Source organism: Pseudomonas putida (assembly GCA_041879295.1).
In the GTDB taxonomy this organism is placed as follows: domain Bacteria; phylum Pseudomonadota; class Gammaproteobacteria; order Pseudomonadales; family Pseudomonadaceae; genus Aquipseudomonas; species Aquipseudomonas putida_Y.
Genome location: CP047152.1, coordinates 985,533 through 1,007,814 on the forward strand (window position 1 = coordinate 985,533; position 22,282 = coordinate 1,007,814).

Genomic DNA, 22,282 nt, shown 5'->3' on the forward strand with positions numbered 1-22,282 from the left:
TGCCGCTGGTCGGTCAATCGGCTTTCATGGTCAATTTTCACACATTGGGCTAAACTTCCCGGCCCTGCCGAACCGAACATCATCATGCGCGTCGCCGATTTCTCCTTCGAACTCCCTGATTCCCTGATCGCCCGCCACCCGTTGGCAGAGCGCCATGGCAGCCGTCTGCTGGTGCTCGATGGGCCTACCGGCGCGCTGGCGCACCGGCAATTCCCCGATTTGCTCGACTATCTGCGCCCCGGCGACCTGATGGTGTTCAACAACACCCGGGTGATTCCGGCGCGGTTGTTCGGCCAGAAAGCCTCCGGCGGCAAGCTGGAGGTACTGGTCGAGCGTGTGCTCGACAGCCACCGGGTGCTGGCCCATGTGCGTGCCAGCAAGGCGCCCAAGGTAGGCGCGGTCATCCTCATCGATGGCGGTGGCGAGGCCGAAATGGTCGCGCGTCATGACACGCTGTTCGAGCTTCGCTTCACCGAAGAGGTGCTGCCGTTGCTCGACCGTGTCGGCCATATGCCGCTGCCTCCCTATATCGACCGCCCGGACGAGGGCGCTGACCGTGAGCGCTACCAGACCGTGTACGCCCAGCGCGCCGGTGCGGTCGCCGCGCCTACTGCAGGCCTGCACTTTGACGAGGCGCTGCTGGAAAAGATCGCAGCCAAGGGTGTCGAACGCGCCTTCGTCACCCTGCATGTGGGCGCTGGCACCTTCCAGCCGGTGCGGGTCGACAAGATCGAAGACCACCACATGCATAAAGAGTGGCTCGAAGTGGGCCAGGATGTGGTCGATGCCATCGAGGCCTGCCGTGCCCGTGGTGGTCGGGTGATCGCCGTTGGCACCACCAGTGTGCGTTCGCTGGAGAGCGCCGCGCGTGATGGCGTGCTCAAGGCCTTCAGTGGCGACACCGACATCTTCATCTACCCGGGCCGCCCGTTCCATGTGGTCGATGCCCTGGTCACCAACTTCCATCTGCCGGAGTCCACGCTGCTGATGCTGGTCTCGGCTTTCGCCGGCTACCCCGAGACCATGGCTGCCTACGCAGCGGCGGTCGAGCACGGGTACCGCTTCTTCAGTTACGGTGATGCCATGTTCATCACCCGCAATCCGGCGCCACGCGGGCCCGAGGATCAAGCATGAGTCGCACCTGTCGAATGTCCTTCGAACTGCTGGCCACCGACGGCAAGGCCCGTCGTGGTCGCATCACCTTCCCACGTGGCACCGTGGAAACCCCGGCATTCATGCCGGTGGGTACCTATGGCACGGTCAAGGGCATGCTGCCACGCGATATCGAGGCCATCGGCGCCGAGATGATCCTTGGCAACACCTTCCACTTGTGGCTGCGTCCTGGCACCGAGGTGATCAAGAAGCACAACGGCCTGCACGATTTCATGCAGTGGAAAGGCCCGATCCTCACCGACTCCGGTGGTTTCCAGGTGTTCAGCCTGGGTGCCATGCGCAAGATCAAGGAAGAGGGCGTGACCTTCGCCTCGCCAGTCGATGGCTCGAAGGTGTTCATGGGCCCGGAAGAGTCGATGCAGGTGCAGCGTGACCTGGGCTCGGACGTGGTAATGATCTTCGACGAGTGCACCCCGTACCCGGCCGAGCACGATGTGGCACGTACTTCCATGGAGCTGTCGCTGCGTTGGGCCCAGCGCTCGAAAAACGCCCACGCCGACAACACTGCAGCGCTGTTCGGCATTGTCCAGGGCGGCATGTATCAGGACCTGCGCATGCGCTCGCTGGAAGGCCTGGAGAACATCGGTTTCGATGGCCTGGCCATTGGCGGCCTGTCGGTGGGCGAGCCCAAGCACGAAATGATCAAGGTGCTGGATTACCTGCCGGGCCAGATGCCTGCTGACAAACCTCGTTACCTTATGGGGGTAGGCAAACCGGAAGATCTCGTTGAGGGTGTGCGCCGCGGCGTCGACATGTTCGACTGCGTGATGCCGACGCGTAACGCGCGCAACGGTCATCTGTTCGTTGATACAGGGGTGATCAAGATCCGCAACGCGTTCCATCGTCATGATGAATCGCCGCTGGATCCGACCTGTGACTGCTATACCTGCACCAACTTCTCGCGCGCCTATCTCCATCATCTGGACAAATGCGGCGAAATGCTGAGCAGCATGCTGAATACCATCCACAACTTGCGCCATTATCAGCGCTTGATGGCCGGTTTACGCGAGGCTATTCAACAGGGTAAATTGGCCGCCTTTGTCGACGCCTTCTACGCCAAGCGCGGGCTTCCTGTACCGCCCTTGGACTGACTGTCCGCATCCATTATTAGAAAATTACATTAGGAGTGCCCAATGAGCTTCTTCATCCCCGCCGCATACGCGGACGCTGCAGCACCTGCCGCTGGCCCAGCCGGTACCGGCTTCGAGTGGATTTTCCTGGTCGGTTTCCTGGTCATCTTCTATCTGATGATCTGGCGCCCGCAGGCCAAGCGCGCGAAAGAGCAGAAGAACCTGCTGAGCAACTTGCAGAAAGGTGACGAAGTTGTCACCAACGGCGGCATCGCTGGCAAGATCGTCAAGGTTTCCGATGACTTCGTGGTGCTGGAAGTGTCCGACACTGTCGAGCTGAAGTTCCAGAAGGGTGCCATTGCTGCGACCCTGCCAAAAGGTACGCTCAAGGCTATCTGAGTTACCGGTTTTTTTTCCAGTCGGGGCGCGCAACGCGCCCCGCGTCTTGAACGGGCGGCGTGATGCTGAACAAATATCCTCTGTGGAAATATGCACTGATCGTGCTGGTACTGGTGGTCGGTTTCATTTATTCCGCTCCCAACCTCTACCCGGATGACCCGGCGGTACAGATCAGCGGTGCCAGTTCGGCGCTGCAGGTGAATCAGGCCGACCTCGATCGCGTCAGCAAGGCGCTGGTCGATGCCAAGATCGCGGTCAAGGGTGTAAGCCTGGGTGAAAAGGGCAGCGGGCTGATTCGTCTGACCAATCAGGAAGATCAGTTGCCTGCCAAGGATGTAGTGCGCAAGGCACTGGGCGATGATTACGTCGTGGCCCTGAACCTGGCCCAGACTACCCCGAAATGGCTGCGCAACCTGGGTGCAAGCCCGATGAAGCTGGGCCTGGACCTGTCCGGTGGTGTGCACTTCCTGCTGGAAGTGGACATGGACAAGGCCATGACTGCCCGCATGAAAGTCTACGAAGGCGAGGTCAAGACCTTGCTGCGCAAAGAGCGCATCCGCTACCGCAGCCTGCCTCAGCAGGATGGCGGCATCATGCTGGGCTTCGCTGACGATGCTACCCGCGAACAGGCACGTGCCCTGATCCGCAAGAATTTCAATGATTTCGACCTGACCACCACCGAGCGCAACGAGCTTGCGGTGCTGCGTCTGGCGCTGACCCAGGCGAAAGTCGCCGAGATCCGCGAATACTCGATCAAGCAGAACCTCACCACCGTGCGCAACCGCGTGAACGAGCTGGGTGTGGCCGAGCCGCTGGTACAGCGCCAGGGCGCCAACCGTATCGTGGTCGAGCTGCCAGGCGTGCAGGACACTGCCGAAGCCAAGCGGATCCTTGGTAAAACCGCCAACCTGGAGTTCCGCTTCGGTGCCGAGCCGGGCGCGTCCAAGGCCACCACCGAGGTGTTCGAGTTCCGTGAAGGCGGCCGCTCCGCTGCCGTCGAGCGTGGCCTGATCATCACAGGTGACCAGGTTACCGACGCCCAGGCCAGCTTTGACGAGCATGGTCGCCCGCAGGTGAACATCCGCCTGGATGGTCACGGTGGCGAGCTGATGAGCCGTGCTACCCGTAGCAACGTCGGCCGTAGCATGGCGGTGATCTTTATCGAGCAGAAGCCAGTCACCCGCTACGTCAAGCAGACTGTCGGTGGCGTCGAGAAGGACGTTGCCGTACAAAGCTTCGTGGAAGAGAAGAAAATCATCAGCCTGGCGACCATTCAGTCGCCACTGGGCAGCCAGTTCCGCATCACCGGCCTGAACGGCCAGGGCGAATCGTCGGAGCTGGCACTGCTGCTGCGTGCGGGTGGTCTGGCCGCCCCGATGTACTTCGCTGAAGAACGTACCATTGGCCCGAGCCTGGGTGCCGACAACATCACCAAGGGTATCGATGCGTCGCTGTGGGGCATGTTGTTTGTCTCTCTGTTCATCATTGCCATCTATCGCGCCTTCGGTGTGCTGGCCACCATCGCCCTGGCGGGCAACATGGTGCTGCTGCTGGCGTTGATGTCGCTGCTGGGGGCCACGCTGACCCTGCCGGGGATCGCCGGCATCGTGTTGACCATGGGTATGGCAGTGGACGCCAACGTGCTGATCTTCTCGCGTATTCGCGAAGAGATCGCTGCTGGCATGTCGGTGCAGCGCGCCATCCACGAAGGCTTCAATCGCGCCTACTCGGCAATCGTCGACGCCAACCTGACCACTCTGTTGGTCGGCGGCATCCTGTTTGCCATGGGTACCGGCCCGGTCAAAGGCTTTGCGGTCACCATGTCCCTCGGGATTTTCACCTCGATGTTCACTGCCATCATGGTGACCCGTGCATTGGTCAACCTGACCTGTGGCGGGCGTGACATCAAGAAGCTGTGGGTTTGAGGGAGCTGCGATGAAAACCATCAATTTCATGGGCGTGCGCAAAGTCGCGTTCGCCGTCACCGTGCTCCTCACCGTGCTGGCGCTGTTCAGTTGGTGGCAAAAGGGCCTGAACTTCGGGCTGGACTTCACCGGGGGCACGTTGATCGAGTTGACCTACGAACGCCCGGCTGACGTCAAGGCTGTGCGTGCCGAGCTGGTCAACTCCGGCTTCCACGAAGCTGTGGTTCAGAGCTTCGGTGCTACCACCGACCTGCTGGTGCGCATGCCTGGCGACGACCCGATGCTGGGTAACAAAGTGGCCGAAGCCCTGCAGAAGGTTGGCGGCGACAACCCGGCCAAGGTCAAACGCGTCGAGTTCGTTGGCCCGCAGGTGGGTGAAGAGCTGCGTGACCAGGGCGGCTTGGGCATGCTCCTGGCTCTGGGTGGCATCCTCATTTACCTGGCGTTCCGCTTCCAGTGGAAGTTCGCCGTGGGGGCGATCGTTTCGCTGATCCACGACGTGGTCGTAACGCTGGGTATCCTGTCGTTCTTCCAGATCACCTTCGACCTGACGGTGCTGGCGGCGGTACTGGCGATCATCGGTTACTCGCTGAACGACACCATTGTCGTGTTCGACCGGGTGCGCGAGAACTTCCGCGTGATGCGCAAGGCCTCACTGATCGAGAACATCAACATTTCCACCACCCAGACGCTGCTGCGTACCATCGCCACTTCGGTTTCGACCTTGCTGGCCATTGCCGCGCTGCTGTTCTTTGGGGGTGACAACCTGTTCGGTTTCTCGCTGGCCCTGTTCATTGGTGTCATGGCTGGTACTTACTCGTCGATCTATATCGCCAACGTGGTACTGATCTGGCTGAATCTGAACAGCGAAGATCTCATTCCGCCGGTCAAGGCCGAGGGTGTGGACGACCGTCCGTAAGTTCTTCCCTGCGCCGCCTGGCGGTGAAAAGGCGCGAGTGTTGAACTCGCGCCTTTTTTTTTGCTCCAAGGCTGGGAGAAGCGCGGGTTCATGCCCGCTGGTACGATCAGGAGGTTCACGTGAATAAATCAATGCTGGTGGGTGCGGTGCTGGGTGCTGTCGGTGTAACCGCCGGAGGTGCTGTGGCGACCTACAGCTTGGTGAACAAAGGCCCCGAAGTCGCCCAGGTGACTGACGTGCAGCCGATCAAGCAGCAGGTGAAAACCCCGCGTGAAGTATGCAAGGACGTGACAGTGACGCGCCAGGCGCCCGTCAAGGATCAACACCAGATAGCCGGTACCGTGGTCGGTGCGCTGGCGGGTGGTCTGCTCGGTAATCAGATTGGTGGTGGTACCGGCAAGAAGATTGCTACGGTGGCTGGTGCGGTCGGTGGTGGTTATGCGGGTAACAAGGTGCAGGAAGGCATGCAGGAGCGTGATACCTACACGACCACGCAAACACGCTGCAACACGGTCAACGACATCAGCGAGAAGGTGGTGGGCTATAACGTGACCTATTCCATCGGTGACCAGGTAGGCAAGGTGAAGATGGATCGCGAGCCGGGATCGACCATTCCGCTGGACAAGAATGGCAAGTTGATCCTGAGCGAAGCTGGTCAGTAATTTGCGTTGCCTGTACCGGCCTCTTCGCGGGTAAACCTGTTCTTACAGGGGCAATGCGATCCATGTAGGAGCAGGTTTACCCGCGAAGAGGCCGGTACAGGCCACGCAAAACCACCAGGCACAAAAAAAGCACCTCGAGAGGTGCTTTTTGTTTGCCGGCAATCTGCGCTTAGCGCTTCATGCTTTCTGGCAGGTGCGGCTGGATGGCAGTCAGTACCGCCTTGAAGCACTTGATGTTGCCTGCAACGATGTGGCCTTTGTCGAGGAAGTCGTGGCCGCCGTTGAAGTCGCTTACCAGGCCGCCGGCTTCCTGGATCAGCAGCACGCCAGCTGCCATGTCCCATTCGGACAGGCCCGACTCCCAGAAGGCGTCGAAGCGGCCAGCAGCCACATAGGCCAGGTCCAGGCTGGCGGAGCCGGCGCGGCGGATGCCGGCGGTCTGGCCGGTCAAGGCGCGGAGCATACCCAGGTAGTTGTCCATGTCCGCCATCTGGCCATCACGGAACGGGAAGCCGGTGCCCAGCAGGGCGCCTTCCAGGCTTGTGCGCGAGCTGACGCGCAGGCGGCGGCCATTGAGTTGGGCGCCACGGCCGCGGCTGGCAGTGAATTCTTCCTGGCGAACCGGATCCACGATCACGGCGTGCTCAAGGCGGCCGCGGTATTTGCAGGCGATGCTGACGGCGAAGTGCGGGATGCCGCGCAGGAAGTTGGTGGTGCCGTCCAGCGGATCGATGATCCACAGGTAATCCTTGCCTTCTTCGCCGCTACCCGCGTGCAGGCCGGTTTCCTCGCCCTGGATGGAGTGGTTCGGGTAGGCCTTGCGCAGGGCGTTGACGATGCTTTGCTCGGCGGCGCGATCGACTTCGGAAACGTAGTCCTTGGCCTCTTTCTCATCGACCTTGATGCTATCCAGGCGTTCGATGGAGCGGAAAATCAGTTCACTGGCGCTGCGAGCGGCGCGCAGGGCGATATTCAGCATAGGCTGCATGGGCGGGTCACCTGGAGATGTTAAAGAAGAAAGCCGATCATTCTAGCAGAAAACTTTGGCGGCAGAAGTGTCACATTTGCTTTCATGGCGTTACGTCTGTCGGTTCTGTAAGATCGAAGACCCTGATTCCTGCATCTGTGAGCACAACACCTTGCTGCAAAATATTCGTGTTGTTCTGGTCAATACCAGCCACCCCGGCAATATCGGCGGCGCTGCGCGTGCCATGAAAAACATGGGCTTGTCGCGTCTGGTGCTGGTGCAGCCGAAAGAATTCCCCGCCTTGGATGCCAGTGCCCGAGCTTCGGGCGCCGACGACTTGCTGGATAACGCCCAGGTGGTCGACAGCCTCGAACAGGCGCTGGTTGGCTGCAACCTGGTGATGGGTACCAGCGCCCGCGAGCGCAGCATTCCCTGGCCGTTGATCGGCCCGCGTGAGTGCGGTGCCAAGGCGGTGGAGCATGCCAATGGTGGCGAGGAAATCGCCCTGGTGTTCGGGCGCGAGCACGCCGGCCTGACCAACGAAGAACTGCAGCGATGTCATTTCCATGTGCACATTCCCTCCAATCCCGACTTCAGCTCGCTGAACCTGGCTGCTGCCGTGCAGGTGCTCTCCTATGAGGTGCGCATGGCCTGGCTGGCTGCCGGTGCGGCGCCGGGCAAAGTCGAGAAGGTTGATGCCACTGAGCTGGCGACCATGGATGAAATGGAGCTGTTCTACGACCACCTGGAGAAAACCCTGGTGGGCATCGGTTTCCTCGACCCCGAAAAACCCAAGCACCTGATGCCGCGCCTGCGCCGGCTGTATGGGCGGGTGGCGGTCGAGCGTTCGGAAATGAGCATTTTGCGCGGCATCCTCACCGAGACCCAGAAAGTGGTCCGGGGCGAGCCGCATAAACGGAAGGACTGACAGATGTTCGAACGCCTGCGTGAAGATATTCAAAGCGTATTCCACCGTGACCCGGCTGCGCGCAATGCCTTCGAGGTGCTCACCTGCTACCCCGGCATGCATGCCATCTGGCTGCACCGCTTGGGCAATGCCCTGTGGAAGCGTGATTTCAAGTGGTTGGCCCGGCTGGTGTCGAATTTCGGTCGCTGGCTGACCGGTATCGAAATCCACCCTGGCGCCACCATTGGCCGGCGCTTTTTCATCGATCACGGTATGGGCATCGTCATTGGTGAAACCGCCGAGATCGGCGATGACGTCACCCTGTATCAGGGCGTGACGCTCGGCGGCACCAGCTGGAACAAAGGCAAACGCCACCCCACCTTGGAGAACGGCGTGGTGGTAGGGGCGGGTGCCAAGGTCCTGGGGCCTTTCACCGTCGGCGCCGGGGCCAAGATCGGTTCCAATGCGGTGGTCACCAAAGCAGTGCCGGCCGGGGCTACGGCGGTAGGCATTCCAGGGCGGATCATCGTCAAGAGCGAGGACACCGAAGTCGAAGCCAAGCGTAAGGCAATGGCTGAGAAGATCGGTTTTGATGCCTACGGTGTCAGTGGCGACATGCCCGACCCGGTCGCGCGGGCCATCGGCCAGATGCTCGATCATCTGCAGGCCGTCGACGAACGGTTGGAGGGTATGTGTGGCGCGCTGACCAAGATGGGCAGTGACTATTGTGCCAAGGAACTGCCGGCCTTGCCGGAAGACGACTTCACCGAGGTTGCCCAAGTGGCCCAGCGCGACACTCAGTCGCATTGATCGCGCCGTACTGAAATCATGTTGACATGCGGGGCGTGTGCTCACGCCCCTCGTCTGCTACAATCGCGCCCGCCTCCCTGATGCAAACCCGACTAAAGCAGTAGGTCTAATAGTTGACTTAAATGCTCGGGAATCGCATACTCGCACACATCCCGAAACTCCCGTGGTACCCAATAGCCATGCGACTGACTACCAAAGGCCGATACGCTGTGACCGCCATGCTCGACCTGGCGTTGCACGCGAAGCATGGGCCGGTGTCTTTGGCCGATATTTCCGAGCGCCAGGGCATTTCCCTCTCTTATCTGGAGCAGCTTTTCGCCAAGCTGCGCCGTAGCAGCCTGGTTTCCAGCGTGCGCGGTCCAGGCGGTGGCTACCAGCTGTCGCGGGGCATGGAAACCATCCAGGTGGCCCAGGTCATCGACGCGGTCAACGAATCGGTTGATGCCACCCGTTGCCAGGGGCTCGGGGACTGCCATGCCGGTGATACCTGCCTGACCCACCACCTGTGGTGCGACCTCAGCCAGCAGATCCATGAATTCCTCAGCGGCATAAGCCTGGCCGACCTCGTCAAGCGCCGTGATGTGCAGGAAGTCGCCCAGCGCCAGGACCTGCGGCGTGTCGCAGGACGAACCGCCCAGCTGGACAAGATTGAGACGTCTGCCGTCGATTGACCCCCTGGGACGACGAGCGACGCCACCGCCTGATAGGAGAGACAAATGAAGTTGCCGATCTACCTCGATTACTCCGCGACCACTCCGGTCGACCCACGCGTGGCCCAGAAGATGGCCGACTGCTTGCTGGTCGACGGGAACTTCGGTAACCCGGCCTCGCGCTCCCACGTCTTTGGCTGGAAAGCCGAGGAGGCGGTGGAAAACGGTCGCCGCCAGGTTGCCGAGCTGATCAATGCCGATCCGCGTGAAATCGTCTGGACCAGCGGTGCCACCGAGTCCGACAACCTCGCACTCAAAGGTGTCGCGCACTTCTATCAGACCAAGGGCAAGCACATCATTACCTCCAAGATCGAGCACAAGGCGGTCCTGGATACCGCTCGCCAGCTGGAGCGCGAAGGTTTTGAAGTCACCTACCTGGAGCCAGGCGAAGACGGCATCGTCACTCCGGCCATGGTAGAGGCGGCGCTGCGCGACGACACCATCCTGGTCTCGCTGATGCACGTGAACAACGAAGTCGGCTCGATCAACGACATCGCCGCCATCGGTGAACTGACCCGTTCGCGCGGCGTGCTGTTCCATGTCGATGCCGCCCAGTCGGCCGGCAAGGTCGAAATCGACCTGCAAAAGCTGAAGGTCGACCTGATGTCGTTCTCGGCGCACAAGGTCTATGGCCCGAAAGGCATCGGCGCACTGTACGTCAGCCGCAAGCCGCGTGTACGCCTGGAAGCCATCATTCACGGCGGCGGTCATGAGCGCGGCATGCGTTCGGGCACCTTGCCGACCCACCAGATCGTCGGCATGGGCGAAGCCTTCGCCATTGCCAAGCAGGAAATGGTTGCAGAAAACGCACGCATCAAGGCCCTGAGCGACCGCTTCTTCAAGCAGGTCTCAAACCTTGAAGAGCTGTACGTCAATGGCAGCCAGACTGCGCGTGTACCGCACAACCTGAACCTGAGCTTCAACTACGTCGAAGGCGAATCGCTGCTGATGTCGCTGAAAGACATCGCCGTATCGTCCGGTTCGGCCTGTACCTCCGCGTCGCTCGAGCCGTCTTACGTACTGCGTGCTCTGGGCCGTAACGACGAGCTGGCGCACAGCTCGATCCGCTTCTCCTTTGGCCGATTCACCACCGAAGAAGAAGTCGACTACGCCGCGCAGAAAGTCTGCGAGGCTGTCAACAAACTGCGTGAACTGTCGCCGCTGTGGGATATGTACAAAGACGGCGTTGACATCTCCAAGATCGAGTGGGCCGCCCACTAAGCAGTCGCCGGCAAGAGCGGCTCCCTGATGAGGAAGGAATTGCACCATGGCATACAGTGAAAAGGTCATCGACCACTACGAAAACCCGCGCAACGTCGGCAAGATGAATGCCGAAGACCCGGATGTCGGCACCGGCATGGTCGGCGCCCCGGCCTGCGGTGACGTGATGCGCCTGCAGATCAAGGTCAACGAGCAGGGCGTTATCGAAGACGCCAAGTTCAAGACCTATGGCTGCGGCTCGGCCATCGCTTCCAGCTCCCTCGCCACCGAGTGGATGAAGGGCAAGACCCTGGACGAGGCCGAAACCATCAAGAACACCCAACTGGCCGAAGAGCTGGCGTTGCCGCCGGTCAAGATCCACTGCTCGGTACTCGCCGAGGATGCCATCAAGGCAGCCGTACGCGACTACAAGCAGAAGAAAGGCTTGATCTAAGTCGCCTGTTGCAAGGTAAGGAGTTCTGATGGCTATCAGCATGACAGAAGCCGCCGCCAACCACATTCGCCGCTCCCTCGACGGGCGCGGCAAGGGTGAGGGCATTCGCCTGGGCGTGCGCACCACCGGTTGCTCGGGTCTGGCCTACGTGCTGGAATTCGTCGACGAACTGGCGGACGAAGACCAAGTGTTCGAGAACCATGGCGTCAAGGTGATCATCGATCCCAAGAGCCTGGTTTACCTCGATGGCACCGAGCTGGATTTCGTCAAGGAAGGGTTGAACGAAGGCTTCAAGTTCAACAACCCCAACGTGCGCGGTGAGTGTGGCTGCGGCGAAAGCTTCAACGTTTGAGGCTGGCTGTGGGTACTCCTTGTCATTACGCATTGTTTGACCTCCAGCCAAGCTTCCGTCTGGATCTCGACAAGCTGGCCACTCGCTATCGCGAGTTGGCCCGCGAAGTCCATCCTGATCGCTTTGCCGACGCCTCTGAGCGTGAGCAGCGTATAGCGCTGGAAAAATCCGCTGCCCTCAACGACGCTTACCAGACGCTGCGCAGTGCGCCGCGTCGTGCGCGCTACCTGCTGGCCATCAGCGGCCACGAAGTGCCTCAGGAAGTCACGGTCCACGACCCTGACTTCCTGCTGCAGCAGATGCAGTGGCGTGAGGAGCTCGAAGAACTGCGGGATGAAGCCGACCTTGATGGTGTCGGCGTGTTCAAGAAGCGCCTGAAGGCCGCTCAGGACACGCTGAATGAGGACTTTGCCGGCTGCTGGGATGCCCCTGGCGAGCGCGACAAGGCTGAACGCCTGATGCGCCGCATGCAGTTCCTCGACAAGCTCGCCCAAGAAGTGCGCCAACTGGAAGAGCGCCTCGACGATTAACCCCGGTGCTGCCCGTGATGGCACCTAAGGTATTCAGATAAGCATGGCCCTACTGCAGATTGCCGAACCCGGTCAAAGCCCTCAGCCGCACCAGCGCCGCCTGGCGGTTGGGATCGACCTGGGCACCACCAACTCAATGGTCGCTGCCTTGCGCAGCGGCCGTAGCGAGCCCCTGCCCGATGCGCAGGGTAACGTCATTCTGCCGTCCGCGGTGCGCTACCTCGAAGGGCGCATCGAAGTGGGGCAGGCCGCGCGTGATGCTGCCTCCAGCGACCCGTTTAACACCGTGCTGTCGGTCAAGCGCCTGATGGGGCGCGGCCTGGCCGACGTCAAGCAACTGGGCGAGCAACTGCCATACCGCTTTGTGGGTGGTGAGTCGCACATGCCGTTCATCGACACCGTGCAGGGGCCGAAAAGCCCCGTGGAAGTGTCTGCCGACATCCTGAAGGTGTTGCGCGAGCGTGCCGAAGCTACCTTGGGTGGCGAACTGGTGGGCGCGGTGATCACCGTGCCGGCCTATTTCGATGACGCCCAGCGTCAGGCTACCAAAGATGCTGCGCGTCTGGCTGGCCTGAACGTGCTGCGCCTGCTCAACGAGCCGACCGCGGCCGCCGTAGCCTACGGCCTGGACCAGAACGCCGAAGGCGTGGTGGCCATCTATGATCTGGGTGGCGGCACTTTTGATATTTCCATCCTGCGGCTGACCGCTGGTGTATTCGAAGTACTGGCCACCGGCGGTGATACCGCTCTGGGTGGTGACGACTTCGACCATGCTATTGCCGGCTGGATCATCGAGCAGGCTGGCCTCTCGTCCGATCTGGACCCGGCTACCCAGCGCGCGCTGCTGCAAACCGCCTGCGCCGCCAAAGAAGCCCTGACCGATGCTGACGTGGTCAACGTCAGCCACGGTGCCTGGCACGGTGAGCTGACCCGTAGCGCCTTCGAAGCCATGATCGAACCACTGGTTGCCCGCAGCCTGAAGGCTTGCCGCCGCGCCGTGCGCGACAGTGGTGTTGAGCTGGAAGAAGTCAGCGCCGTGGTCATGGTCGGTGGTTCGACCCGCGTGCCGCGTGTGCGTGAGGCCGTGGGCGCGCTGTTCGGGCGCACCCCGCTGACCTCGATCGACCCAGACCAGGTGGTGGCCATTGGTGCCGCCATCCAGGCCGACACCCTGGCCGGTAACCGCCGCGAAGGTGGCGAGCTGCTGCTGCTCGATGTCATCCCGCTGTCGCTTGGTCTTGAAACCATGGGCGGGCTGATGGAGAAGGTGATCCCGCGTAACACCACCATTCCGGTGGCGCGGGCTCAGGAGTTCACCACGTACAAAGATGGCCAGTCGGCCATGATGATCCACGTGCTGCAGGGCGAGCGCGAGCTGATCAGCGACTGCCGTTCGCTGGCCCGCTTCGAGCTGCGCGGCATTCCGGCCATGGTTGCCGGTGCTGCGAAAATTCGCGTCACCTTCCAGGTGGATGCCGATGGCCTGCTCAGCGTCGCTGCCCGCGAGCTGGGTTCGGGCGTGGAAGCCAGCATTCAGGTCAAGCCGTCCTACGGCCTGACCGACGGCGAAATCGCCCGCATGCTCAAGGACTCCTTCGAGCACGCCGGTTCCGACAAGCACGCCCGCCAGCTGCGAGAGCATCAGGTAGATGGCGAGCGGCTGCTCGAGGCGGTACAGGGCGCCCTGGACGCCGACGGCGAGCGCCTGCTCAGCAGTGACGAGCGCGACGCCATCGAATTCCAGATGCAAGAACTACGTGATTTGCTGGCCGGCACCGATGGCGCAGCCATCGAGCAACAGACCAAGCGTCTGTCGCAGGTGACCGATGCATTTGCCGCCCGTCGCCTTGATTCGACGGTCAAAGCCGCACTGGCCGGGCGCAACCTGAATGAGATCGAGGAGTAATCGATGCCGCTGGTGACATTCCTGCCGCATGAGAAGTTCTGCCCCGAGGGGCTGACCGTGGAGGTCGAGCCCGGGACCAACATCCTGGAGCTGGCCCACGACCATCACATCGAGATGGAAAGTGCCTGCGGCGGCGTCAAGGCCTGCACCACTTGCCACTGCATCGTGCGCAAGGGCTTCGATTCGCTCGAAGAGGCTGACGAACTGGAAGAGGACATGCTGGACAAAGCCTGGGGCCTGGAGGCGCAGTCGCGCCTTGGCTGTCAGGTGGTCGTCGCTGACGAAGACCTGACCATCGAGATCCCCAAGTATTCGCTCAACCACGCTGCCGAAGCACCGCACTGAGGGCCTGTACATGAGTCTGAAATGGGTTGATGTACTTGAGATCGCAATCCAGCTTGCAGAAAGCAAGCCTGAGGTCGATCCTCGTTATGTGAATTTTGTGGACCTGCACCGCTGGGTGCTGGCATTGCCCGAGTTCAGCGATGATCCGTCACGCGGCGGTGAGAAAGTGCTCGAGGCAATCCAGGCCGCCTGGATCGACGAAGCCGACTAAGCGTCACTTGCAGGTTAGGCAATCCCCTGGAACCCGCGTATAATTCGCGGGTTTAATTTTTCGTAACACTCATATTCTGGAGTTTTCCATGGCTGTTCAACGTACTTTCTCCATCATCAAGCCTGACGCTGTTGCCAAAAACGTCATCGGCAAGATCACCACTCGCTTCGAAGAAGCCGGCCTGAAAATCGTTGCCTCGAAAATGAAGCAACTGTCCAAAGCCGAAGCCGAAGGCTTCTACGCTGAGCACAGCGAGCGCGGCTTCTTCGGTGACCTGGTTGCCTTCATGACTTCCGGTCCGGTCGTTGTCCAGGTTCTGGAAGGCGAGAACGCCATCGCCAAGAACCGTGAGCTGATGGGCGCTACCAACCCTAAAGAAGCTGCTGCCGGCACCATCCGTGCTGACTTCGCCGAGTCGATCGACGCCAACGCCGTTCACGGTTCGGACTCCGAAGCTGCTGCTGCTCGCGAAATCGCTTACTTCTTCGCTGCTACCGAGGTAACCACTCGCTAAGCGAAAGCTTACGGGTGAGGGTGAATCCATGACGACATCTACTGGCAAAATCAACCTGTTGGGTCTGACCCAGCCGGAAATGGAACAATTCTTCGACTCTATCGGGGAGAAGCGCTTCCGTGCCGGCCAGGTGATGAAATGGATTCACCATTTTGGCGTGTCCGACTTTGCGGCCATGACCAACGTAGGCAAGGTCTTGCGCGAAAAGCTCGAGGCCGTTGCCGAGATTCGCCCACCGGAAGTGGTCAGTGAAGACATTTCCGCTGACGGCACCCGCAAATGGGTGATCCGCGTTGCCTCCGGCAGCTGCGTCGAGACCGTCTATATTCCAACCGACGACCGCGGCACCCTGTGCGTATCGTCGCAAGCCGGCTGTGCCCTGGACTGCAGCTTCTGCTCCACCGGCAAGCAAGGCTTCAACAGCAACCTCACTGCCGCCGAAGTGATCGGCCAGGTGTGGCTTGCCAACAAATCCTTCGGGACCGTTCCTGCCAAAGTCGACCGCGCGATTACCAACGTGGTCATGATGGGCATGGGCGAGCCTTTGCTGAATTTCGACAACGTCATTGCCGCCATGAAAATCATGATGGATGACCTTGGCTATGGCATTTCCAAACGTCGTGTCACCTTGTCCACCTCGGGCGTGGTGCCGATGATCGACGAACTGGCCAAGCACATCGACGTGTCGCTGGCCCTTTCGCTGCACGCGCCGAACGACGAACTGCGCAACAAGCTGGTGCCGATCAACAAGAAGTACCCGCTGAAGATGCTGCTGGAATCGTGCATGGGCTACATGTCCACCTTGGGCGGCAAGCGCGTGCTCACCATCGAGTACACCCTGCTCAAGGACGTCAACGACCAGCCCGAGCATGCCGCGCAGATGATCGAACTGTTGCGCGATGTACCCTGCAAGATCAACCTGATCCCGTTCAACCCGTTCCCGCATTCGGGTTACGAGCGACCGAGCAACAACGCCATTCGTCGTTTCCAGGATCTGCTGCACCACGGTGGCTTCAACGTCACCACCCGTACCACGCGCGGTGACGATATCGACGCTGCCTGTGGCCAGCTGGTCGGTCAGGTCAATGACCGTACCCGTCGTAGTGAGCGCTACATCGCTGTTCGCCAGCTTTCTGCGGACGTCGAGCTGCCAGACAGCGCCGCCAGCCACTGACAGGGACCTTGCCCATGAGCCTGCGCGCCGCGTCGATCCTTGCGCTTTCGCTGCTGGCCGGCTGCGTGTCAGGCGGCGCGAGCGACCCTTTGGCCAGCCGCCAGGGCAGGGCGGAGGCAGGGCGGGCTTATGTGCAGCTTGGCTTGGGTTATTTGCAACAAGGATTGACCGAGCAGGCCAAGGCGCCGCTGGGCAAGGCCCTGGCACTGGATGATCAGGATGCCGACGCGCACGCGGCCCTGGCGGTAGTGTTTCAAGCCGAAGGTGAGCCGGCGCTGGCCGGAGCACACTTTCGCAAGGCCTTGCTGATAAGTCGCGGTGACACGCGAATTCGCAACAATTACGGCAGTTTCCTTTATGCTCAGGGACGATTTGCCGAGGCCAAGCAGATGTTTCGCCTGGCCAGTGCCGATACCCTGTATCCTGAGCGTTCACGCGTGTATGAAAATCTGGGCCTGACCGCCCTGAAGCTCGAACGCCGCGATCAGGCGCACGCGTATCTGTTGAAAGCGTTACAACTCAACCAGCACCAACCAAAAGCGTTGCTGGAAATGGCTGAGTTGTCCTACGAAAACAGGCATTATGTGCCGGCCCGGGACTACTACGATCGTTTCAGCCAGTTGAGCGACCACGACGCCCGTAGCCTGCTGCTGGGCAGCCGCCTTGCCAGGGTGTTCGACGAGCAGGGCGCACTGGCCGAGTTGGGCCAGCAATTACAACGACTTTATCCCGGTACGCCGGAATACCAGCAATACCTGTCGGAGCAACGATGAACGCCGCGCATCCCGAAGTAGCTGTAGCGCCTGGCCAGAACCCCGGTGAGCTTTTGCGCCTGGCCCGTGAGAAACGGGACTGGTCTCAAGCCGAGGTGGCCCGCAAGCTCAACCTCACTGTCAGTTCGTTGAACCACGTGGAAACCGGCGCCTTCGACAAGCTGCCCGGGCATACTTTCGCTCGTGGCTACATTCGCGCCTACGCCAAGCTGATGGACCTTGACCAGGCCGCCCTGGTAGATGCCTTCGACCGCTACACCGGTACCCACGCCAAAGGCAGCGACGTGCATTCGCTGGGCCGTATCGAAGAGCCTGTGCGGCTGTCGCACAACATCCTGCGCGGCGTCAGCCTGCTGTTGCTGGTGGCTGTTGTCGGTGGTGGCTTTTTCTGGTGGCAGGACCAGGGCAGCCTGCGGGGCAAGGAGCTGGCCAAGATTGCCCTGGAGCACGTCGAAGTCGAAAGCGCCGACGGCACTACACAGATTCACCCGCTCGATGAGCCTGAAGACCAGGCCGTTTCCGTTGGCCAGCAAGCTGAGAGTGCACCGCTGGCTCTGGAGCCGGGCGCTGCCGAGCAGCCTGCTGCCAATGAACAAGCGCCGGTAAGCTCGACCACAGCCACTGCCGCAGCGCCTGCTCCGGCACAGCAAGCGCCCGTGCAGCCCGCACCCGCTGCTTCGCCTGAGCCGATTACGCCTCCGGTACAGCCCACTGCTGCACCAGTACCTGCACCGGCAGTGGCCGCCGCTGAGCCTGCCGCGGTGCCGGCTGGCAGTGCCAAGGTCGCCATCCAGTTCACCGCCGATTGCTGGACCCAGGTCAGCGACGGCAATGGCAAGGTGCTGTTCAGCGCCATCAAGCGCAAGGGGGACAACCTCGAGCTGACCGGCAAGCCGCCATTCGCGGTACGCTTGGGCTTTGCCCGGGGCGCCCAGGTCAGCTACAACGGCCAGCCCGTTGATGTTGCTCCGTTCACCAGTGGCGAGACTGCTCGCCTGAAGTTGGGACAGTAAGTCATGCACGGCGAATCTCCGATCAAACGTCGCGAATCCCGCAAAATCTGGGTTGGCAATGTGCCGGTGGGCGGTGATGCGCCCATCGCGGTGCAGAGCATGACCAACACCGACACCAACGATGTCGCTGCTACCGTGGCGCAAATCCAGCGTCTGGTCGATGCTGGCGTGGATATCGTGCGGGTCTCGGTACCGGACATGGACGCCGCCGAAGCTTTTGGCAAGATCAAGCAACTGGTCAGCGTGCCGCTGGTCGCCGACATCCATTTCGACTACAAGATCGCATTGCGCGTTGCCGAGCTGGGCGTTGATTGCCTGCGTATCAACCCGGGCAACATCGGTCGTGAAGACCGTGTACGCGCCGTGGTCGATGCCGCCCGCGACCGCGGCATTCCGATTCGTATCGGGGTTAACGCCGGTTCGCTGGAAAAAGACCTGCAGAAGAAGTACGGCGAACCGACCCCGGCTGCGCTGGTCGAGTCGGCCCTGCGCCACGTCGAGCATCTCGACCGCCTGGATTTCCAGGACTTCAAGGTAAGCGTCAAGGCCTCGGACGTGTTCATGGCTGTCGAAGCCTACCGTTTGCTGGCCAAGCAGATCGTACAACCGCTGCATCTGGGCATCACTGAAGCCGGCGGCCTGCGTTCGGGGACGGTGAAGTCCGCCGTCGGCCTCGGTATGCTGCTGGCCGAGGGTATTGGCGATACCATCCGTATCTCGCTGGCGGCCGACCCGGTCGAAGAAGTGAAAGTCGGCTACGACATCCTCAAGTCGCTGCATCTGCGTTCGCGTGGCATCAACTTCATTGCCTGCCCGAGCTGCTCGCGGCAGAACTTCGATGTGGTCAAGACCATGAACGAGCTGGAAGGGCGTCTGGAAGACCTGCTGGTACCGCTGGATGTGGCGGTGATCGGTTGCGTGGTCAACGGCCCGGGTGAAGCCAAGGAAGCCCATGTAGGGTTGACCGGCGGCACGCCGAACCTGATCTACATCGACGGCAAGCCTGCGCAGAAACTGACCAATGACAACCTGGTCGATGAGCTGGAAAAGCTCATCCGCCAGAAAGCGGCCGAAAAGGCCGAAGCCGACGCGGCGCTGATCGTCCGTGGCTGACACACCGAATTCGTAAGGACTTTTCGTGAGCAAATCGCTGCAAGCCATCCGTGGCATGAACGACATCCTGCCAGAACAGTCGCCGCTGTGGCGCTACTTTGAAGGCACCGTGGCCGGCCTGCTGGACACCTACGGGTACAGCCAGATCCGCACGCCGATCGTCGAGTTCACCGAGCTGTTCAAACGCTCGATCGGTGAAGTGACCGACATCGTCGAAAAAGAGATGTACACCTTCGAGGACCGCAACGGCGATTCGCTGACCCTGCGCCCTGAAGGCACCGCTGCCTGCGTGCGAGCGGTGCTCGAGCACGGCATCACCGGCAACGGTCAGGTGCAGAAGCTGTGGTACATCGGCCAGATGTTCCGCCACGAGCGCCCGCAGAAGGGCCGTTACCGTCAGTTCCACCAGATTGGCGTGGAAGTGTTCAACCTGGACGGCCCGGACATCGATGCCGAGCTGATCATGTTGACCTGGCGCCTGTGGGGCCAGTTGGGCATCCAGGACGCGGTCAAGCTCGAGCTCAACAGCCTGGGCACCAGTGAAGCCCGCGCACGCTACCGTGACGCGCTGGTCGAATTCCTTTCGGCGCGTCTGGAGCAGTTGGACGAAGACAGCCAGCGTCGCCTGAAGAGCAACCCGCTGCGCATCCTCGACAGCAAGGACCCGAACACCCAGGCGGTGCTGGTCGGCGCGCCGAAGCTGGAAGAATACCTGGACGAAGAATCGCGCGTGCACTTCGAGGGGCTCAAGGCCCGCCTGGATGCCGCCGGTATTCCGTTCGTGATCAATACCAAGCTGGTACGTGGCCTGGACTATTACAGCAAGACCGTGTTCGAGTGGGTAACCGACAAGCTTGGCGCCCAGGGCACCGTGTGCGCGGGTGGCCGTTACGACGGCCTGGTCGAACAGATGGGTGGCAAGCCGACCACTGGCGTTGGTTTCGCCATGGGCATCGAGCGCCTGATACTGCTGTTGGAAACCCTGGGCAAGGTGCCGGACTCCATCAGCCGCCAGATCGACGTGTACCTGTGCGCCTTTGGCGAGCAGGCGGAGCTGGCCGGCCTGCGCCTGTCCGAAGGCCTGCGCGACCGCTTGCCGGGCCTGCGCCTGGCCGTCAACGCCGGTGGTGGCAGCTTCAAGAGCCAGTTCAAGAAAGCCGACAAGAGCGGTGCACTGTTCGCCCTGATCCTCGGCGACGACGAGCTGGCCAAGCAAGAAATCGGCTTGAAGCCCCTGCGTGGCCAGGGCGAACAACAGAACATTGCCTGGGATGCTCTTGCAGAGCACCTGGAAACCGCGATCGCGCAGGCGTAACGCGGTTCAACAAGCGAATAGGCGAAAAGGAGTATTGGGGTGTCGAGTACCGATGATGATGACCTGGCAGGGATCAAGGACTGGTGGAGCCGCAACGGTAAGCCGCTGCTGACCGGCGCTTTGCTGGCTGGCGTGGTGGTGTTGGGCTGGAATACCTGGCACAAGTACCAGAACAACCAGTCGCAAGGTGCCTCGCAGTTGTATCAGGCGTTGATTGAAACCAGCCTGACACCGACCGGCCAGCCGGACACCACCAAGGTCGCGGAGCTGGCCGGCAAGCTCAAGAGCGAGTTTGGCGGTACCGCTTACGCCCAGTACGGCAGCCTTTTCGTGGCCAAGGTCGCGGTCGACAGCGGCAAGCTCGATGACGCCGCAGCCGAGCTGAAAAGCGTGCTGGACAATCCGGCCGACGTCACGCTGGGCGAGATTTCGCGTCAGCGTCTGGCGCGTGTACTGGCAGCCCAGAACAAGGCCGAAGATGCCCTGAAGCTGCTCGACGGCGACGCCGATAAAGCCTTTCTGGCCAGCCGTGAAGAGTTGAAAGGGGACCTGCTGGTTCAGCTGGGTCGCCCCGACGACGCACACAGCGCTTACGAAAAAGCCAAGGCCGCGCTGTCCGATGATGCGGCGGTCGGTGGCTTGCAATTGAAGCTGGATGACCTGGCTAAAGGGGACGCGTAAGTGATCGGTTGGAAACATGCAGCAGTGCTGACCCTGGCCGTACTGGCCGCAGGTTGCAGCAGCAACAGCAAGAAGGAACTGCCCCCGGCCGAGCTGACCAAGTTCACCGAGGAAGTGGTGCTGAAGAAGCAGTGGAGCCGTTCGATCGGTGACGGCCAGGGTGAAACCTACAACACCCTGGTACCGGCCATCGAGAACGACCGCATCTACGCTTCCGACGTCAACGGCGAAGTCTATGCCCTTGATCGCATCACCGGTGACGTAGTGTGGAAGAAGGACCTGGAGCTGAAGGTTTCCGGCGCAGTTGGCGTGGGCTACGGCCTGGTCATGCTCGGTACCCTCAAGGGTGAAGTCATTGCCCTGGACTCCAGCACCGGTGAAGAGCGTTGGCGCTCGCGCGTGACCAGCGAAGTGCTGGCCCCGCCTGCCAACAACGGTGACGTGGTAGTGGTGCAGACCCAGGACGACCGCCTGATTGGCCTGGATGCCGCCACTGGCGACCGCCGTTGGATCTACGAAAACTCCCCGGCCGTGCTGACGCTGCGTGGCACCGGTGCGCCGATCGCCACCAACCGCCTGGCTGTTGCCGGCCTGTCTACCGGCAAGGTTGTGGCGGTGGACATCAACAACGGTGTGCCGGTGTGGGAAAGCCGTGTGGCCATCCCGCAGGGGCGTTCCGAGCTGGACCGTGTGGTCGACATTGACGGCGGCCTGCTGCTGTCCGGTGGTATCTTGTACGTCAGCACCTACCAGGGGCGCGTTGCTGGCCTGGACCTGGAAAGCGGCCGCGAGCTGTGGCAGCGCGATGCCTCCAGCTACGTGGGTGTCGCTCAGGGCTTCGGTAACGTCTATGTGAGCGAGGCTTCCGGCTCGGTCGAGGGTATCGATGAGCGGTCTTCCAGTGCCCTGTGGACCAACGACTCGATGGCGCGTCGCCAACTGACGGCGCCTGAAGTGTTCTCCAGCTACGTAGCGGTAGGGGACTTCGAAGGCTATCTGCACTTGCTCAGCCAGGTCGATGGCCGTTTCGTTGGCCGTGAGCGCATTGACAGCGATGGCCTGCGCGCCCGCCCGCTTGTGGTCGGCGACACCATCTATGTCTTCGGCAACAGCGGCAAGCTCGAGGCACTGACCATCCGCTGAAGCTATGCTTGAAGCC

The 22,282-nt window shown here is 61.3% G+C and carries 25 protein-coding genes; 24 read left to right on the forward strand and 1 reads right to left on the reverse strand.

What is annotated here, in order from left to right; genetic code table 11:
- Positions 1–84 precede the first annotated feature (84 nt).
- The 6 genes from queA (at position 85) to GST84_04610 (ending at position 6,148) form a co-directional block, all read left to right on the forward strand.
- Complete coding sequence (gene queA, locus GST84_04585; GenBank protein ID XGB11668.1) at positions 85–1,134, forward strand: tRNA preQ1(34) S-adenosylmethionine ribosyltransferase-isomerase QueA; 1,050 nt, start codon at positions 85–87, stop codon at positions 1,132–1,134.
- Positions 1,131–2,264 carry a tRNA guanosine(34) transglycosylase Tgt gene (gene tgt, locus GST84_04590; protein ID XGB11669.1) on the forward strand — a complete coding sequence of 378 codons (1,134 nt, stop codon included), beginning with the start codon at positions 1,131–1,133 and terminating at the stop codon, positions 2,262–2,264. The genes queA and tgt overlap by 4 nt, the downstream gene beginning before the upstream one ends.
- Before the next feature lie 42 nt (positions 2,265–2,306).
- Positions 2,307–2,642, forward strand: coding sequence for a preprotein translocase subunit YajC (gene yajC / locus GST84_04595; GenBank protein ID XGB11670.1), 336 nt, complete (start codon positions 2,307–2,309; stop codon positions 2,640–2,642).
- Between the two features lie 62 nt (positions 2,643–2,704).
- Complete coding sequence (gene secD / locus GST84_04600; GenBank protein XGB11671.1) at positions 2,705–4,567, forward strand: protein translocase subunit SecD; 1,863 nt, start codon at positions 2,705–2,707, stop codon at positions 4,565–4,567.
- A 10-nt stretch (positions 4,568–4,577) separates the two neighbouring features.
- Positions 4,578–5,486 carry a protein translocase subunit SecF gene (secF, locus tag GST84_04605; protein ID XGB11672.1) on the forward strand — a complete coding sequence of 303 codons (909 nt, stop codon included), beginning with the start codon at positions 4,578–4,580 and terminating at the stop codon, positions 5,484–5,486.
- A gap of 119 nt (positions 5,487–5,605) precedes the next feature.
- Complete coding sequence (locus GST84_04610) at positions 5,606–6,148, forward strand: glycine zipper 2TM domain-containing protein (protein XGB11673.1); 543 nt, start codon at positions 5,606–5,608, stop codon at positions 6,146–6,148.
- A gap of 169 nt (positions 6,149–6,317) precedes the next feature.
- Here GST84_04610 and GST84_04615 read toward each other — a convergent pair whose 3' ends face one another.
- Positions 6,318–7,136, reverse strand: a complete 819-nt coding sequence (locus tag GST84_04615; GenBank protein XGB11674.1) for an inositol monophosphatase — start codon at positions 7,134–7,136, stop codon at positions 6,318–6,320.
- A gap of 151 nt (positions 7,137–7,287) precedes the next feature.
- On the opposite strand from GST84_04615, the gene trmJ reads away from it, so the two are divergent.
- From trmJ to bamB, 18 genes are all read left to right on the forward strand, one after another.
- Positions 7,288–8,043, forward strand: coding sequence for a tRNA (cytosine(32)/uridine(32)-2'-O)-methyltransferase TrmJ (trmJ, locus tag GST84_04620; protein XGB11675.1), 756 nt, complete (start codon positions 7,288–7,290; stop codon positions 8,041–8,043).
- Positions 8,044–8,046: 3 nt separating this feature from the next.
- On the forward strand, positions 8,047–8,832 hold the full coding sequence (gene cysE, locus GST84_04625) for a serine O-acetyltransferase (protein ID XGB11676.1): 786 nt from the start codon (positions 8,047–8,049) through the stop codon (positions 8,830–8,832).
- A gap of 179 nt (positions 8,833–9,011) precedes the next feature.
- Positions 9,012–9,503 carry a Fe-S cluster assembly transcriptional regulator IscR gene (gene iscR / locus GST84_04630; GenBank protein ID XGB11677.1) on the forward strand — a complete coding sequence of 164 codons (492 nt, stop codon included), beginning with the start codon at positions 9,012–9,014 and terminating at the stop codon, positions 9,501–9,503.
- A 45-nt stretch (positions 9,504–9,548) separates the two neighbouring features.
- Entirely contained in the window at positions 9,549–10,763 is a 1,215-nt protein-coding gene (locus GST84_04635) for an IscS subfamily cysteine desulfurase (GenBank protein ID XGB11678.1), read from the forward strand.
- A 46-nt stretch (positions 10,764–10,809) separates the two neighbouring features.
- Complete coding sequence (gene iscU / locus GST84_04640; GenBank protein XGB11679.1) at positions 10,810–11,196, forward strand: Fe-S cluster assembly scaffold IscU; 387 nt, start codon at positions 10,810–10,812, stop codon at positions 11,194–11,196.
- Between the two features lie 28 nt (positions 11,197–11,224).
- On the forward strand, positions 11,225–11,548 hold the full coding sequence (iscA, locus tag GST84_04645) for an iron-sulfur cluster assembly protein IscA (protein XGB11680.1): 324 nt from the start codon (positions 11,225–11,227) through the stop codon (positions 11,546–11,548).
- A gap of 8 nt (positions 11,549–11,556) precedes the next feature.
- On the forward strand, positions 11,557–12,078 hold the full coding sequence (gene hscB, locus GST84_04650; protein XGB11681.1) for a co-chaperone HscB: 522 nt from the start codon (positions 11,557–11,559) through the stop codon (positions 12,076–12,078).
- A 43-nt stretch (positions 12,079–12,121) separates the two neighbouring features.
- Positions 12,122–13,984, forward strand: a complete 1,863-nt coding sequence (hscA, locus tag GST84_04655; GenBank protein ID XGB11682.1) for a Fe-S protein assembly chaperone HscA — start codon at positions 12,122–12,124, stop codon at positions 13,982–13,984.
- Positions 13,985–13,987: 3 nt separating this feature from the next.
- Entirely contained in the window at positions 13,988–14,329 is a 342-nt protein-coding gene (gene fdx, locus GST84_04660; protein XGB11683.1) for an ISC system 2Fe-2S type ferredoxin, read from the forward strand.
- A gap of 10 nt (positions 14,330–14,339) precedes the next feature.
- Complete coding sequence (gene iscX / locus GST84_04665) at positions 14,340–14,540, forward strand: Fe-S cluster assembly protein IscX (GenBank protein ID XGB11684.1); 201 nt, start codon at positions 14,340–14,342, stop codon at positions 14,538–14,540.
- Between the two features lie 88 nt (positions 14,541–14,628).
- Positions 14,629–15,054 carry a nucleoside-diphosphate kinase gene (locus tag GST84_04670; GenBank protein ID XGB11685.1) on the forward strand — a complete coding sequence of 142 codons (426 nt, stop codon included), beginning with the start codon at positions 14,629–14,631 and terminating at the stop codon, positions 15,052–15,054.
- Positions 15,055–15,082: 28 nt separating this feature from the next.
- Positions 15,083–16,228: a 23S rRNA (adenine(2503)-C(2))-methyltransferase RlmN gene (gene rlmN / locus GST84_04675; protein ID XGB11686.1), complete on the forward strand. Its 1,146-nt coding sequence runs from the start codon at positions 15,083–15,085 to the stop codon at positions 16,226–16,228.
- Positions 16,229–16,242: 14 nt separating this feature from the next.
- Positions 16,243–17,001: a type IV pilus biogenesis/stability protein PilW gene (gene pilW, locus GST84_04680; protein XGB11687.1), complete on the forward strand. Its 759-nt coding sequence runs from the start codon at positions 16,243–16,245 to the stop codon at positions 16,999–17,001.
- Positions 16,998–18,014 carry a DUF4115 domain-containing protein gene (locus tag GST84_04685; protein ID XGB11688.1) on the forward strand — a complete coding sequence of 339 codons (1,017 nt, stop codon included), beginning with the start codon at positions 16,998–17,000 and terminating at the stop codon, positions 18,012–18,014. Before pilW ends, GST84_04685 begins: the two co-directional genes overlap by 4 nt.
- Before the next feature lie 3 nt (positions 18,015–18,017).
- Complete coding sequence (gene ispG / locus GST84_04690) at positions 18,018–19,127, forward strand: flavodoxin-dependent (E)-4-hydroxy-3-methylbut-2-enyl-diphosphate synthase (GenBank protein ID XGB11689.1); 1,110 nt, start codon at positions 18,018–18,020, stop codon at positions 19,125–19,127.
- 25 nt (positions 19,128–19,152) lie between these two features.
- Positions 19,153–20,442 (forward strand): histidine--tRNA ligase, encoded by a 1,290-nt coding sequence (hisS, locus tag GST84_04695; protein XGB11690.1) that lies wholly within the window; start codon positions 19,153–19,155, stop codon positions 20,440–20,442.
- A gap of 39 nt (positions 20,443–20,481) precedes the next feature.
- Entirely contained in the window at positions 20,482–21,123 is a 642-nt protein-coding gene (locus tag GST84_04700; protein XGB11691.1) for a tetratricopeptide repeat protein, read from the forward strand.
- Positions 21,124–22,266, forward strand: a complete 1,143-nt coding sequence (bamB, locus tag GST84_04705; GenBank protein ID XGB11692.1) for an outer membrane protein assembly factor BamB — start codon at positions 21,124–21,126, stop codon at positions 22,264–22,266.
- Positions 22,267–22,282: the final 16 nt, after the last annotated feature.

Bases quoted from the DNA above. Each gene is read 5' to 3' on its own strand.
- queA (XGB11668.1), top strand. From the start codon at position 85: ATGCGCGTCGCCGATTTCTCCTTCGAACTCCCTGATTCCCTGATCGCC.
- tgt (XGB11669.1), top strand. From the start codon at position 1,131: ATGAGTCGCACCTGTCGAATGTCCTTCGAACTGCTGGCCACCGACGGC.
- yajC (XGB11670.1), top strand. From the start codon at position 2,307: ATGAGCTTCTTCATCCCCGCCGCATACGCGGACGCTGCAGCACCTGCC.
- secD (XGB11671.1), top strand. From the start codon at position 2,705: ATGCTGAACAAATATCCTCTGTGGAAATATGCACTGATCGTGCTGGTA.
- secF (XGB11672.1), top strand. From the start codon at position 4,578: ATGAAAACCATCAATTTCATGGGCGTGCGCAAAGTCGCGTTCGCCGTC.
- GST84_04615 (XGB11674.1), bottom strand. From the start codon at position 7,136: ATGCAGCCTATGCTGAATATCGCCCTGCGCGCCGCTCGCAGCGCCAGT.
- cysE (XGB11676.1), top strand. From the start codon at position 8,047: ATGTTCGAACGCCTGCGTGAAGATATTCAAAGCGTATTCCACCGTGAC.
- iscR (XGB11677.1), top strand. From the start codon at position 9,012: ATGCGACTGACTACCAAAGGCCGATACGCTGTGACCGCCATGCTCGAC.
- GST84_04635 (XGB11678.1), top strand. From the start codon at position 9,549: ATGAAGTTGCCGATCTACCTCGATTACTCCGCGACCACTCCGGTCGAC.
- iscU (XGB11679.1), top strand. From the start codon at position 10,810: ATGGCATACAGTGAAAAGGTCATCGACCACTACGAAAACCCGCGCAAC.
- iscA (XGB11680.1), top strand. From the start codon at position 11,225: ATGGCTATCAGCATGACAGAAGCCGCCGCCAACCACATTCGCCGCTCC.
- hscA (XGB11682.1), top strand. From the start codon at position 12,122: ATGGCCCTACTGCAGATTGCCGAACCCGGTCAAAGCCCTCAGCCGCAC.
- fdx (XGB11683.1), top strand. From the start codon at position 13,988: ATGCCGCTGGTGACATTCCTGCCGCATGAGAAGTTCTGCCCCGAGGGG.
- iscX (XGB11684.1), top strand. From the start codon at position 14,340: ATGAGTCTGAAATGGGTTGATGTACTTGAGATCGCAATCCAGCTTGCA.
- GST84_04670 (XGB11685.1), top strand. From the start codon at position 14,629: ATGGCTGTTCAACGTACTTTCTCCATCATCAAGCCTGACGCTGTTGCC.
- rlmN (XGB11686.1), top strand. From the start codon at position 15,083: ATGACGACATCTACTGGCAAAATCAACCTGTTGGGTCTGACCCAGCCG.
- pilW (XGB11687.1), top strand. From the start codon at position 16,243: ATGAGCCTGCGCGCCGCGTCGATCCTTGCGCTTTCGCTGCTGGCCGGC.
- GST84_04685 (XGB11688.1), top strand. From the start codon at position 16,998: ATGAACGCCGCGCATCCCGAAGTAGCTGTAGCGCCTGGCCAGAACCCC.
- ispG (XGB11689.1), top strand. From the start codon at position 18,018: ATGCACGGCGAATCTCCGATCAAACGTCGCGAATCCCGCAAAATCTGG.